Origin of the sequence: Streptomyces sp. NPDC007346 (assembly GCF_040703535.1) — a bacterium.
Lineage (GTDB): Bacteria > Actinomycetota > Actinomycetes > Streptomycetales > Streptomycetaceae > Streptomyces.
Map to the genome: position 1 here is coordinate 1 of NZ_JBEYKR010000179.1, position 12,889 is coordinate 12,889.

Sequence of the window (12,889 nt, forward strand, 5' to 3'; positions counted from 1 at the left end):
GGACCGGAGGGATCATCTGGCTTGATCCTCCGGTCCGGGCCGCGGCTCTCGTGCGTCCGTGCCGCCTCCGTGGACCCGGGTCAGTGTGCCTGGGCGCCCTGCGGGGTCGCGGGCGTGATGCCCAGCGCCGTGGCGTACAGGGAGAGCACGAGCTTGCCGATCGCCGGGTAGGCGCCCAGCGGCTCGGCGGTCGCGCAGCCCGCCTCCTTGGCGGCGGCGTCCAGCAGGCCGGGGTCGACCTCCGGGCCCACCAGGTACGGCGCCAGCGCGAGCTGCGCGGAGCCGGAGCCCTGGAGCTGCTGCGCGATCGAGGCGATGGAACCCTCCACGTCCAGCGCGGCGGCCATCACCGGCACGGCGAGCCGGGCGGCCAGCAGCATGCCGGTGATCCCGGCGGCCCGCACGGCCTCCTCGCCACCCACCGTGGCCAGCACGATGCCGTCGGCGGCGGTGGCGACGGTGAAGAGCCTGGCACGGTCGGCGCGCGCCAGTCCGGCCTCCGAGAGCCGTACGTGCAGCGCCTCGGCGAGCAGCGGGTGCGGACCGAGCACGTCGGTCAGCTCGACCTGCGTGCCGCTGTCCATCACCGCCTGCCGTATCCGCCGGATCAGCGTGCTGTCGGGACCCGCGAGCAGCGGGACCACGATGGCGGCCGGACCGGTCGGCTCGGCGGCCTCACGGCCGACGGCGACGGCCTGCTCGTAGCGCTGGACGCGCTCGGCGGCGGAGTGGGCGAGAACGGTGGCGAGAGTGGGGTACTCGGCGTCGTCACCGTCGAGATAGCCGATCCGGGCGTTGAGGCCGGGCAGCTCCGAACGGGCGATGCTGATCACCTCTTCGGCCAGGCTGCGCGTGGCCGAGGAAGGGGTGCCGGGAACGGCGAGAACGAGCGCGGCAGCGCCCTCAGGCGCGACCACCGGCTCCGGGCGGCGGTGCCGTCCGGACTGGCGAGGTCGCGGCATTCGTACAGGCAGGCCGGAAGCGGGCCCAGTGGGGGTGCTCATGGCGCCGCATGCTACTGGTTTTGGATGCTCCTCTGTTCGGGGAGGGTCCGGTCGAGCGTTAACTATCCGCTTATGTCCGATGAGTGGTGTACCGGCGAAGTGTCCGTGTCTGTCGGCCTGTCCGCCGGCCCGCCCGCCGGTACGCCGCCGGGGTCCGGCTCCCCGTCCCGTACGTCTGCTCCCACGCGTCCGGCAGGGCCGCCTCCGACCGGGACGAACAGCATCGTCGGGTGGTGCGGAAGGCGCAGACCGTCCACCGCCAGGGCGCGCGCGATCCGGAGCGCGCCGGTCAGCGGATCGCCCGTACCGGTGGTCACGCGGGCCTGCGGGGCCAGCCGCGCCAGCTCCTCGCGCACCGGTTGGAGCAGCGGCTCACCCATCCGGAACAGCCCACCGGTCAGGGCCACTTCGCAGCCGTCGCCGGCCTGGGCCCCGGCCGCTGGGCAGACGGCCGCCGCCGCCTCGGCGATATGGGCGGCCGCCTCCCGGAGGATGCCCGCCGCGACCTGGTCCGCCCCGGCGCACGCCGCCACCTCCGGGGCGAACGAGGCGAGCACGGCCGGCCGGTCGGAGCGCGGGTAGAGCAGCCCCGGCAGATCCTCGGCGCGGCCGAACACGGCGTGCAGCCGGGCCAGCAGGGCGGGGGAGCCGCCGCGCCGCCCGTCATGGGCGCGCATCGCCGCTTCGAGCCCCGCCCGGCCGATCCACGCGCCGCCGCCACTGTCACCCAGAAGATGACCCCAGCCGTCGGCCCGGTGCCACCGCGCCAGGTCCGTGCCGAGGGCGATCATGCCGGTGCCGCCCGCGACGACCGCCCCGGGGCGCTGCCCCACCGCCCCCGCGTACGCCGTCACCGCGTCCGCCGCCAGCGCCAGCCGGCGGACGCCGAGGGCTTGTGCGAGCGCACCGGGCAGCTCCGCCCGCAACCGCCCACCGAGCGTGGCCATTCCTGCGGCCCCGATCGCCACCGAGCCGACCGTCACGGGGAGTTCGCTTGTACCGAAGCCGTCACTCCGGCCCGCCCGCTCCAGCAACTCCGCCGCCGTGGGCAGAAGTTGTTCCAGCAGATGGGCCGCGTCGATCCCGCCGGCCCCCGTCCGCACCGGCTCGGCGCAGACGGCCGTGCACAGCGGCTCGTCCGCGTCCACCCGGCCCAGCGCCACCCGCAGCCCCGACCCGCCGGAGTCGACCCCGAGGACGTACGCCCCCGGGGGGAGCGCGGCGGGCGGCGACGGGGCGTCGGTCACGGCAGACGCCAGTCGACCGGCTGCGCCCCCTGGCGCTCCAGCAGCTCGTTGACGCGGCTGAAGGGCCGCGAGCCGAAGAACCCGCGGTCGGCCGACATCGGCGAGGGGTGCGAGGACTCGATCGCGGGGAAGTCGCCCAGCTGCGGGCGCAGGTTGCGGGCGTCACGCCCCCACAGGACCGACACCAGCGGCGTGCCCCGGGCCACCAGCGCCTTGATCGCCTGCTCGGTCACCTCTTCCCAGCCCTTGCCCCGGTGGGCGGCGGGCCGTCGCGGCGCGGTGGTCAGCGCCCGGTTGAGCAGCAGCACCCCCTGCCGGGTCCACGGTGTGAGATCACCGTTGGACGGCCGCGGCAGGCCGAGGTCCGCGTGCAGCTCCCGGAAGATGTTCTCCAGGCTGCCCGGCAGCGGCCGGACATCGGGGGCCACGGCGAAGCTCAGCCCGATCGCATGCCCCGGGGTGGGGTAGGGATCCTGGCCGACGACGAGCACCCGCACCTCCTCGAACGGCTGCTGGAACGCCCGCAGTACGTTGGCCCCGGAGGGTAGATACGTACGGCCCGCGGCGATCTCCGCGCGGAGGAAGTCGCCCATAGCGGCGATGCGTTCGGCCACGGGTTCGAGGGCATCGGCCCACCCCGGCTCAATGATTTCTTTCAACGGTCGTGCTGCCACGCGCCGCACTCTACTGGTGATACGACCACTCCGATCAACTGCCGTCGGCCCAGGGCCGCCGCCCGTACTCAGCCGAGGGTCACCGCCCGTACGCAGAGCACGTCCGGCAGATGCGAGGCGAGCTGCTGCCAGCTGTCCCCGTCGTCCGCGCTCGCGTACAACTCGCCGTTGCGGTTGCCGAAGTAGATACCGGCGGGATCCGCGTCGTCCGTGCAGAGCGCGTCGCGCAGCACCGTGCCGTAGTGCGCGCCGCTCGGCAGGCCCACCGTGAGCGGCTCCCAGGTGCGCCCCGCGTCGCCCGTGCGGAAGACCCGGCAGCGGTGCTCCGCCGGAACCCGGTCGGCGTCGGCGTTGATCGGGAAGACATACGCCGTGTCGCCGCGGTGCGGGTGCGCCACGGCGGCGAACCCGAAGTCGGAGGGCAGGCCGGCGCCGATGTCGCTCCAGCTGTCGCCCGCGTCGTCGCTGCGGAAGACCCCCCAGTGGTTCTGGAGGTAGAGCCGGTCCGGGTCGGCCGCGTCCCGGGTCACCTTGTGGACGCACTGGCCGAACTCGGGGTCCGGATCCGGCAGGAAGACCGCGGAGACGCCTCTGTTGGCCGGGGCCCAGCTCTCCCCGCCGTCCTTCGTCCGGAACACCCCGGCCGTCGAGACCGCGACCGTCACCGCACGGGCGTCCCGGTGGTCGGTGAGGATGGTGTGCAGCCCCTCTCCGCCGCCGCCCGGCACCCATTTCGAGCGGGTCGGGTGCTCCCAGAGCGGGCGGACCAGCTCGAAGGACTCGCCCCGGTCCTCGGAGCGGAACAGCGCGGCCGGTTCGGTGCCCGCGTAGACGACGTCGGGCGCCTCGGGTCCGGCCGGCTGCAACTGCCAGACCCGCTCCAGCGACGCCCCGGTGAACTCGGGGAACTTCACCGCCGGCCGCCGCGGCTCGACCCAGCTCTCGCCCAGGTCGTCGGAGTGGAAGACGGACGGCCCCCAGTGCGCGCTGTCACCGCCCGCCAGCAGCCGGGGCGTGGTGCCCCGGGTGTCGACGGCGACCGAGCAGACCGCCTGCGCGTTGAAGTGTGGCCCTTCGATCTTCCAGTCGCCCTCGCGTCTGCGGCCGATGAAGAGACCTTTGCGGGTGCCCACGGTGAGGAGTACGTCGGCCATGGCGGAGACCTCCCGATACGCCGTTGTGCCGGATGTGAGCCAGTCTGCACCCGACCACTGACAGTGGCTCGCGCACGCGCCCGGCGCGTCCGCGCACCGGCCCGGGAGCGCACCGGCCCGCCGCCCGGCTCGACGCGCTGGGCCGTGGCGCGGGCGAGGCCCGGCAGGCGCGGCCGCCCGGACGTCCACCGGGCCCGAGAAGGGCTCAGGAGCCCTGGGCCTGCGCCGCCCGCGCGGCGGGGGCGGGCGGACGAGTGCACGTCAGCAGCCGGGTGGTGCTGCCGTCGTCCTCCTGGACGTCCCTGACGTGGGCGAAGCCGATCCGGCCCAGCACGGCCGGCGAGGCGGCGTTCTCGGCGGCCACGGTCGCGTGCACCTCGGCCAGCCCGAGGGTGCCGAACCCGTGCCCGACGAGGGCGAGCGCCAGCTCCGTACCGAGGCCCCGGCCCCATGCCCCGGGGGCCAGTGCGTAGATGATCTCGTACCCGCCGGAGGCCTCGGTCGGCTTGATCTCGGCGTGGCCCACGAGCTCGCCGTCGGCCCTGACCGCCCAGACCTCGAAGCGGTTCCTGGCGTAGACCTCGGTGAAGATCCGGCCGAAGAGCGCCCGGTCCTCCGCCTCCGTGGCAGGCCCGTCGCCCATCCACCGGGAGACCGAGACGTCCTGGAACAGGGCGACGAACGCCTCCTCGTCGGCGGGCGTGTACGGGGTGAGCAGCAGGCGATCGGTGCGCAGCGAGGGGTTCACGGGTGGTGAAGCTACGGGCGGCCGTACCGCCCGCACAACCGAATTCCCTGGTCACGGCGGGTTCGGCGGTCGCCGGCGCAGCTGAGATGCTGGAGCGGCACACACCGCAGGACCGGGCACGAGGAGCAGGCGATGGGCAGTGGGATCACGGACGCCGACGGTCACGACGTTCCGGTGGCGGTGGCCCCGGGGGAGGCCGGGCCCGATCCCCGTCTCTCCGTGACGCTGTCGTCCCCGGCGGGCGAGGTGCGCTGGTCGTGCACCCCGGCCGCCGCCCGGGAGCTGGCGGCCGCGCTGGTCCGGGCGGCCGAGGAGACGGAGAACGCGCCCGCCGGAGGGCCTGTCACGGTCCGGGCGGGCGAGCTGCGCCGCGGCGACGTGCGCGACGGCGAGCGGGCCATGACCGTGGACGGCGTACGGACCGACGGGTCCACGGCCCACGTCACCTGGAAGTCCCCCGCGGGCCGCACCTGGAGCCAGAGTTACGACGTCAACACCGCGATCACCCTCAGGCGTCGGCTTCCGGGCAACCGCTGACCCCTCGGGCCGCAGGTCCGCCCGCCGTCGCGCCCCGGGAGCGGCGGCTTCGGTCTCCGGCTCGCCCTCCCCCTCGATAGGCTGGCCGCGATGTTCACCAAACAGGGCCCCACCCTCCGCGAACTGGCCGTCCAGGCGCTGTCGTCGACCGAGCACGGGTACGACCTGCTCGCCCCGAAGTTCGACCACACGCCCTACCGGACCCCAGGCCGCGTCCTCGACAGCGTCACCCGGGCCCTGGAGCCGCTGGGCCCCTTCGACACCGGCCTCGACGTCTGCTGCGGGACCGGCGCGGGCGTCGGAGTGCTGCGGCAGGTGTGCCGGGAGCGGGTGACCGGGGTCGACTTCAGCGCGGGGATGCTCGCCGAGGCCCGCGCCGCGCTGCCGCCCACGAGCGGTGGGCCGGCGGTGGACTGGGTACGGGCCGACGCCCTGGCGCTCCCGTTCGCCCCGGCCTTCGATCTCGCCCTGAGCATCGGAGCGTTCGGCCATTTCCTGCCCGCGGACCGCTTCGGGCTCTTCGCCGAGGTGTACGGGTCGCTCCGGCCGGGCGGCCGGTTCGTCTTCCCGATCGGCGCCCCGCCGGCCGTGGGGTCGCGCGCCTACTGGTCGTTCCTGGGCTTCGACGCGGCGATGCGGGTGCGCAACGCCCTGTGGCGCCCGAAGTTCATCATGTACTACCGCACGTTCCGGCTCTCCGACGTGCTCGACGACCTCACCGACGCCGGGTTCGGTGTGCGGCTGATGGCCCTGACCGACCTGGGCCGGCGCCCCGACGGCTCCCCGCGCGCCCGCCTGGTGGTGGCGACCCGGGAGTGACGCCGAGGAGGCCCCGGCGGTCCGCGCGTGGACTCCGAGGCTCGACGACCGGACTCCGGCGAGGGGTGCCGGGAGCCCGCCTCACGGCTCCTCGCCCCGCGCCGCCGCCGGCAGCCCCGGCCAGTCGGGGATCTTCACCGGCCCCCGCTTGATCCACCCCGCCGCGTACTCGCCGGGCGAGGGCACCCCGCCCCGCAAGGGTGCGACCCCGTACCGCACCAGGCCGTACGGGGTGGGAAGCCGGTCCAGGACGTGCACGCGGACATCGGGCACGAGCGACTGGTTCAGCAGTGCCTGGGCGGTGTAGACCCCGCTGGGGTGGGAACCGACGACGGCGACACGGAGCACGGCGCACCTCTTCCCGGAGGGCGCTTCCAGCAGCGCACCGCCGGCCGGAACAGGGGATACGGGATACGGGATACGCGCAGCTCACGGTAGATGATCGCGGCTGCGCGGCAGCCGTAGCGGCCTGTCGCGCGCCGCTCACGTCATCAGCGCGCGCATCCGGTTGATCTCCACCGTCTGCTGGGCGACGACATCGCTCGCCATCTCCTCGACGGTCACGTCGTTCCCTTCGGAGAGCGCCTCCGTGGCCATGGTGATCGCCCCCTGGTGGTGGGTGATCATCAGCTCCAGGAAGAGCTTGTCGAAGGCCTTGCCCGTCGCCGCGCGCAACTCCTTCAGCTGTGCCTCGGTCGCCATACCGGGCATCCCGGCATGGTCGTGGGGCTGTTCGCGGTCCTCGCCACCGTTTCTTTTCAGCCAACCTTCCATCGCCCCGATCTCCGGCTTCTGCCCTGCGGCTATCCGCTCGGCGAGCCGCTTCACGGCCGGGGCGGAGGCCCGGTCCGGGGCGAGGTCCGTCATCACGAGGGCCTGCGCGTGGTGCTCGATCATCATCTGCGCGTAACGGAAGTCCGCGGAGTTCGCGGTGTCCCTGCTCACCTCCTTCGCCGCCTCCTCGGCGGTGAGCGTCCGGGCGGGCTCGCCCGGTCTACCGGGGGCCACCACCCCCGGGCCGGTGTCCTTGCCCTCGGCCGGTTTCGTATCGCCGCCGCCGCCGTCGCAGCCGCCCAGGGCGAGTACGGCGGCAACCACCGCCGCCGTGAGGGCGGTTGCGCGCGGGCGGGCGGACGGGCGGTGGTTCAGCACGGCGACCTCCTGTGCCACATGGGTGCGTTGCAGACCGTTCCTAGCACGCTTCCGCAGGCCAAAGATCAAAAACTTTCATTACGTCTCTGTTGCCATCTGTTGATGTGTACATGAGAGGGACGATACTGCCGAGGTCCGAGAACCGTTCGAACCCCGAACGGATACAAGGGAGGACACAGTGATCTCGTTGCACACCACCCACGTGCGGCGCAGACGTCTGGGCGTGGCGGCAGCCGCGGCCGGCCTCTTCGCCGCGCTGCTGACAGCCGCACCCGCAGCGGCGACGCCCGACCCGGGTGACGCCCCGGTGGAGCGCGGCTCCGTGACCACCAGTCAGCAGGCCGAAGCCCGCGCCGCGATCCGCAGCGGTGACATCCCCGGTGTGGACGAGATCGTCCACAGCGCCAACATCGAGCACGTGGCGAACGTCCCGAAGGGCGCCCTGAAGGGCACCAACACGGACCTCGCGTTCCAGGAGAAGTACGCCTACGTCGGCAACTACGACGGCTTCGTCATCTACGACATCAGCAACCCGAAGAAGCCGAGGACGGTCTCCGAGGTCCTCTGCCCCGGCTCGCAGAACGACATCTCGGTCTCCGGGAACCTGCTGTTCCTCTCGACCGACTCCTCGCGCAGTGACGACTCCTGCTCCAGCACCACCCAGCCCGCCACGGAGAAGTCCTCCTGGGAGGGCATGAAGATCTTCGACATCAGCAACAAGCGCCACCCCCGGTACATCGCGGCCGTCGAGACCGCCTGCGGCTCGCACACCCACACCCTCGTGCCGGACGGCAAGAAGCAGAACATCTACATCTACGTCTCCTCGTACTCGCCCAACGAGGCGTTCCCCGACTGCCAGCCGCCGCACGACGGCATCTCCATCATCAAGGTGCCGCTGAAGACGCCCCACAAGGCCCGGCTCGTGAACTTCTCGGTGCTCTTCCCGGACGGCGGCAACCCGGGTGCGCCCGAGAACCCGGGCGTCTCCAGGACGACCGGCTGCCACGACATCACGGTCCTGCCCTCCCAGGACCTGGCCGCCGGTGCCTGCATGGGTGACGGCGTGCTGTTCTCCATCAAGAACCCGGAGCGCCCGAAGATCATCGACCGGGTCCAGGACAACGTGAACTTCGCGTTCTGGCACTCGGCCACCTTCAACCAGGGGGCCGGCAAGGTCGTCTTCACCGACGAGCTCGGCGGGGGCGCCGCGGCCACCTGCAACGCGGAGATCGGGCCCAAGCGGGGTGCCGACGGCATCTACGACATCGTGGGCAAGGGCGACCAGCGCAAGCTGGTCTTCCGCAGCTACTTCAAGATCGACCGCCACCAGGCCGACGTCGAGGTCTGCGTCGCCCACAACGGCTCGATCATCCCGGTGAAGGGCCGCGACCTGATGGTCCAGGCCTGGTACCAGGGCGGCATCTCCGTCTGGGACTTCACCAACTCGGCGAAGCCGAAGGAGATCGCCTTCTTCGAGCGCGGCCCGGTCACGCTCGACCAGGTCACCACCGCCGGCCCCTGGTCGGCGTACTACTACAACGGCTACATCTACTCCAGCGACATCGCCAAGGGCTTGGACGTGCTGAAGCTGAACGACCGGCGTACCGCCCCGGCGGACCGGGTCAAGCTGGACGAGCTCAACGTGCAGACGCAGCCGGACTACTTCGCCCGCTGATCCGTCGGCAGGGCAGGACCTCGGTTCGTCCGGCGCTCACAGGGCCGGTGTCCGCCGGGCGGTTCCTTCCGCCCGGCGGACACCGGCCCGCGTGCGCGGGGGCGGTGCAGGCGGGTGTGCGTCGCAGAATATTCATTGACCGATGAGCCGGGCCGGGACATGCTGTATGCCGTGCCTGGATCCGGCGACGCGGGGGATCGCCGGAGTCAGGTGTGTTTCCCGGGACCGGCTCCGGCCCCGGTCTCAGGCGGGGGTACGGGCGTTGCCGCCGGTCGCGGCGGCCCACTCCACGAGCAGGCGCTGGTACTCGGCCTCGTCCTGCGGGGACAGACATCCGCCCGAGCGCTGCCACAGGCTGCGGATGTCCGCGTTGACCTCGGTGGCGGAGCGCGTGGAAACGGACGACGACGACATCGGGGACATGGATACAAGGCTACGGCCCCGATCCGATGATCCCACCCCTCGCGGGACGGGATATCCCTCACACAGCGGGGGTTCGGGGCGGGATATCGGTCACACTCCGGGCCCCGGCGCCTGACGGGGCAGGCTCCAGGCGTACCCGGCGGCGGTGAGCGCCACCACCGCCACCCCCAGCAGCGCCCCGCCCACCACATCGGTCAGCCAGTGCACCCCCAGGTACACCCGGGTCGCCGCCACCCCGGTCATCGAGACCACCGCCACGGCCACCGCACCGGCCCACAGCGCCGGGCCCGCTCCGTACAGCCGCAGCAGCCACAGGAGCAGCCCGCAGCTCACCACGGCGGTCATGGCGTGGCCGGAGGGGAAGGCGGAGAAGTGGGCCGTGTCCACCGGGTCCGGCCAGCGGGGGCGTTCGCGGTCCACGGCGGCCTTCAGGCCCTGCTGGAGGAGGGAGCCGAGCAGAGTGGCGGCGGCCACCCAGAGGGCGAGCAGCCGCGCGCCGCGCCACCACAGGACGATCGCCGCCGCCGCGGCCAGCGCCCGCATCGTCCACGGGTCCCAGAGCCAGTCCGTCAGCACCCGGTTGGCCCGGACGAGTCCGGGTTCGCCCACCGCGTGCCGGTGCAGGGAATCGGCGACCGCACGGTCCAGAGCCATCAGGGGCGGCCACTCCGTCGCGACCAGGGCGAGCAGCACCACGAACAGGGCGGTGCCCGCGGCCGCGGTGGCCAGGGCGGACGCGGGGCGGGGGGAGCGGTCCGTCCGCGGGAAGTGGGGGGAGGGCATGGGGTGATACTCGCCGACACCACCGCCGGGCCGCCAACCAACCCACCGGACCCACCGGGTCGCCGGCCCACCGGTCCCGCTGGGTGGCTGCCCCACCGGCCCGGAGAGTGGCTGACCCACGGGCCCCGCCGGGTGGCCGACCCACCGGCCCGTCGGGCGGGCTAACCCAGCGCGCGGAGCCCCGGAACGAAGGCCACCACGATCGGGACGACCGGGACCAGCGCGGCCGCCGCCGTCAGGCGCAGCCGACGGCCCGCCGTCAGCCGGTCGACGGGTGCCAGCAACCGGTTGACGCGCAGCGGCACTTGGGCGTCGGGCGTGGGGCAGGGGCCGAACACCCCGCGGTCCTCGTTGAGCCCGACCAGGGCGAGCGCGGTCGTCAGCCGGCCGAAGCGGCGCGAGGCCACGTCGTCGGCCGCCAGCTCGACCAGCCGGTGCATCTCGTCGCGGAACGCGGCGAACACCGGGATCTGCGGGAAACCGATGGCCAGCGCCGAGGAGCAGTGCAGCAGCCAGTCGTGCCGGGCCTGCGCGTGGCCCTGCTCATGGGCGAGCACGGCATCCAGCTGACGGCCCTTCAACCGGCCGAGGGCGGCGGTGGTGATGACCAGTTGGGGCGCCGAGCCGGGCAGCCACCAGGCGTCCGGGCGCTCGCCCTCCAGCACCACGAGGCGGTCGGGGCCGGGCTCCTCGCCCGGCAGCAGCGGGGAGCGGACCAGCAGTTCCGCCCGGCGCCGCTTACGGCGCCGCCGCGCGCGCCGGATCTCCCGCAGGAGCATCGCGCCGCTCCACAGGCCGCCCAGCGCCAGCAGCACCGCGATCACCGCCGACCAGGGGCCGTAAGCGGCCAGGGCGTACGCCTCGACCACGGCGTGCGGGGCGGGGGCGAAGACATGGCCGCGCACCGCCTGCCAGGCGGCGGCCGCGCTGAACGTCATGGAGAGCGCGAACGACACGAGCACCCCGGCCACCACGCACTGCCACACCCACAGCGCCACCACCGGTTCCCGCTCCGGCCACCGGGCCCGAGCCATCAGGCGCGGGGTCACCAGAGCGGTCAGTGCACCGAGCAGCAGCAGCGCGAGGGAGACCAGCATGGCGTCAGCCTATGAGGGGCGGGCGCCCCACGGGTACGGCTGTGCCCGGCAAGTGACGTACACCACGGTTTGGCGGCCCCCTGTCTCGCGGCTCGTCTCACAGAGTGAGAAGCATGGCGAACATGGCGATGCCCATCGTGAGCCGGCAGGCCGTCGTCAGCTCGGTGCCCCCGTCCGCCGCCTTCCCCATGAGGCAGCCACCGCCCTCGCGTACGGCCGCCTCCGTACCGGCCCCGCCGCGTACGGCGCCCCCCGCACCCCCGCCCGCGAAGCTCGCGACGCCCGTTCCCGCCGGTATGAGGTGGCCGGCGGAGCTGAGCACGTACGACGCGTAGTAGACGAGCAGGGCCCCCGTCAGCAGCGGAACGCCCCCCGCTCCGTGGCCGGCGTGCCCGCCCGCTCCTGTCACCCCCGGAGCCATGGCCACGGCCATGTAGACCATCGCCAGCGAACCGACGAGGTGGTGCAGATGGTGGGCGCCGTGCCGGGCGGCCCAGAGGGCCCGCAGCGCGGCGGCCCCGAACACCACCGCGTAGACCGCCCAGGCCCACCCCGGGGGCGTCAGCACCGCGGCCGGCACGGCCATCGCCGCCATGCCGAACCCCATCAGCGCCTCGTCGCGTGCGGCCCCGCGCTCCCGCGAGGTGCCGGTACGGGTGCGCAGCAGGCAGTACGCGCCGCTCACCGCGCACAAGGTCATCATCAGCCAGCCGGCCAGGGCCCCTCCGTGCACGGCGAACCTCCCCCTCGGACGTACGGCGACGTACGGCACCGCTCTGGTCGATGCCCGGCCCCGAGCCGTCGAACCGGGCGCGCGGGGGCGTGAAGGAGGTGCGCCGGGCACCGGGAGGGGCGCTCCGGGTCGCGTTACTCTCGACCCGCACGTGTACGGCACGCAGAGAGCAGCAGAGAACGGAGCGTTCCACCATGGACACCGCCACGCCTCCCGGTTCGGCCCGCCTGACCTTCCGCGACGCGGCCGCCGAGGACGCGCCGGCCCTGGTGGCGCTGATCGAGTCCGCCTACCGCGGCGACTCCAGCCGCACCGGCTGGACCACGGAGGCCGATCTCCTGGAGGGGCAGCGGACCGACGAGCAGGGCGTGCGCGCGGTCATCGACGCTCCGGCGGGCCGGCTGCTGGCGGTCGAGCGTGACGGCGAACTGATCGCCTGCTGCCAGCTCGAACACCGCGGGGAGGCGGCGTACTTCGGGATGTTCGCGGTCCGCCCCGGCGCCCAGGGCGGCGGCCTCGGCAAGGTGATCATCGCCGAGGCCGAACGTACGGCCCGCGAGAGCTGGGGCGTACGTGAGATGCACATGACGGTGATATCGGTGCGCGAGGAGCTGATCGCCTGGTACGAGCGGCGCGGCTACCGGCGTACCGGCAAGCTCACGCCCTTCCCGTACGGCGACGAGCGCTTCGGCATCCCGCAGCGCGACGACCTGGCCTTTGAGCTCCTGGTCAAGAACATCGAGGACCACTAGGGCGTGTCCGGCGGATCTTGACCGGGTCCGCGACGCCTGGCACGGCACCTCGCGGCGTTGCCGAAACGCCCGAATCGCTCCGCGATGAGGA

14 protein-coding genes and 1 pseudogene are annotated in these 12,889 nt (G+C 73.3%); 4 read left to right on the forward strand and 11 right to left on the reverse strand.

Annotation, left to right across the window (positions count from 1 at the left end; genetic code table 11):
- Positions 1-80 precede the first annotated feature (80 nt).
- From AB0917_RS30525 to AB0917_RS30545, 5 genes are all read right to left on the reverse strand, one after another.
- A complete protein-coding gene (locus tag AB0917_RS30525; protein WP_366822919.1) occupies positions 81-1,004 on the reverse strand; it encodes a hypothetical protein in 924 nt (307 codons plus the stop codon).
- A 62-nt stretch (positions 1,005-1,066) separates the two neighbouring features.
- A complete protein-coding gene (locus tag AB0917_RS30530) occupies positions 1,067-2,251 on the reverse strand; it encodes a BadF/BadG/BcrA/BcrD ATPase family protein (RefSeq protein WP_366822920.1) in 1,185 nt (394 codons plus the stop codon).
- Positions 2,248-2,925 carry a uracil-DNA glycosylase gene (locus tag AB0917_RS30535; RefSeq protein WP_030570798.1) on the reverse strand — a complete coding sequence of 226 codons (678 nt, stop codon included), beginning with the start codon at positions 2,923-2,925 and terminating at the stop codon, positions 2,248-2,250. Before AB0917_RS30535 ends, AB0917_RS30530 begins: the two co-directional genes overlap by 4 nt.
- Positions 2,926-2,993: 68 nt before the next feature.
- Entirely contained in the window at positions 2,994-4,079 is a 1,086-nt protein-coding gene (locus AB0917_RS30540; protein ID WP_366822921.1) for an exo-alpha-sialidase, read from the reverse strand.
- Between the two features lie 205 nt (positions 4,080-4,284).
- Positions 4,285-4,827, reverse strand: a complete 543-nt coding sequence (locus AB0917_RS30545; RefSeq protein ID WP_366822922.1) for a GNAT family N-acetyltransferase — start codon at positions 4,825-4,827, stop codon at positions 4,285-4,287.
- Between the two features lie 132 nt (positions 4,828-4,959).
- Between AB0917_RS30545 and AB0917_RS30550 the strand changes: the two genes are divergently transcribed.
- Together AB0917_RS30550 and AB0917_RS30555 are read left to right on the forward strand one after the other, a co-directional pair.
- Entirely contained in the window at positions 4,960-5,364 is a 405-nt protein-coding gene (locus AB0917_RS30550) for a hypothetical protein (RefSeq protein WP_366822923.1), read from the forward strand.
- Positions 5,365-5,454: 90 nt separating this feature from the next.
- Positions 5,455-6,183: a class I SAM-dependent methyltransferase gene (locus AB0917_RS30555; RefSeq protein WP_366822924.1), complete on the forward strand. Its 729-nt coding sequence runs from the start codon at positions 5,455-5,457 to the stop codon at positions 6,181-6,183.
- A 198-nt stretch (positions 6,184-6,381) separates the two neighbouring features.
- Here the strand turns inward: AB0917_RS30555 and AB0917_RS30560 are convergent.
- Positions 6,382-6,531: pseudogene (locus tag AB0917_RS30560) on the reverse strand (NADP oxidoreductase); the annotation flags it as partial.
- A 135-nt stretch (positions 6,532-6,666) separates the two neighbouring features.
- Complete coding sequence (locus tag AB0917_RS30565; RefSeq protein WP_366822925.1) at positions 6,667-7,353, reverse strand: DUF305 domain-containing protein; 687 nt, start codon at positions 7,351-7,353, stop codon at positions 6,667-6,669.
- A gap of 160 nt (positions 7,354-7,513) precedes the next feature.
- Between AB0917_RS30565 and AB0917_RS30570 the strand changes: the two genes are divergently transcribed.
- Complete coding sequence (locus AB0917_RS30570; protein ID WP_366822926.1) at positions 7,514-9,010, forward strand: hypothetical protein; 1,497 nt, start codon at positions 7,514-7,516, stop codon at positions 9,008-9,010.
- 243 nt (positions 9,011-9,253) lie between these two features.
- Here AB0917_RS30570 and AB0917_RS30575 read toward each other — a convergent pair whose 3' ends face one another.
- The 4 genes from AB0917_RS30575 to AB0917_RS30590 form a co-directional block, all read right to left on the reverse strand.
- Positions 9,254-9,433 (reverse strand): hypothetical protein, encoded by a 180-nt coding sequence (locus tag AB0917_RS30575; protein WP_366822932.1) that lies wholly within the window; start codon positions 9,431-9,433, stop codon positions 9,254-9,256.
- Between the two features lie 90 nt (positions 9,434-9,523).
- Positions 9,524-10,216: a phosphatase PAP2 family protein gene (locus AB0917_RS30580; protein WP_366822927.1), complete on the reverse strand. Its 693-nt coding sequence runs from the start codon at positions 10,214-10,216 to the stop codon at positions 9,524-9,526.
- A 161-nt stretch (positions 10,217-10,377) separates the two neighbouring features.
- Positions 10,378-11,313, reverse strand: a complete 936-nt coding sequence (locus AB0917_RS30585) for a M56 family metallopeptidase (protein WP_366822928.1) — start codon at positions 11,311-11,313, stop codon at positions 10,378-10,380.
- 97 nt (positions 11,314-11,410) lie between these two features.
- On the reverse strand, positions 11,411-12,046 hold the full coding sequence (locus AB0917_RS30590) for a DUF5134 domain-containing protein (protein ID WP_366822929.1): 636 nt from the start codon (positions 12,044-12,046) through the stop codon (positions 11,411-11,413).
- A gap of 194 nt (positions 12,047-12,240) precedes the next feature.
- Between AB0917_RS30590 and AB0917_RS30595 the strand changes: the two genes are divergently transcribed.
- A complete protein-coding gene (locus tag AB0917_RS30595) occupies positions 12,241-12,798 on the forward strand; it encodes a GNAT family N-acetyltransferase (RefSeq protein WP_366822930.1) in 558 nt (185 codons plus the stop codon).
- Positions 12,799-12,889: the final 91 nt, after the last annotated feature.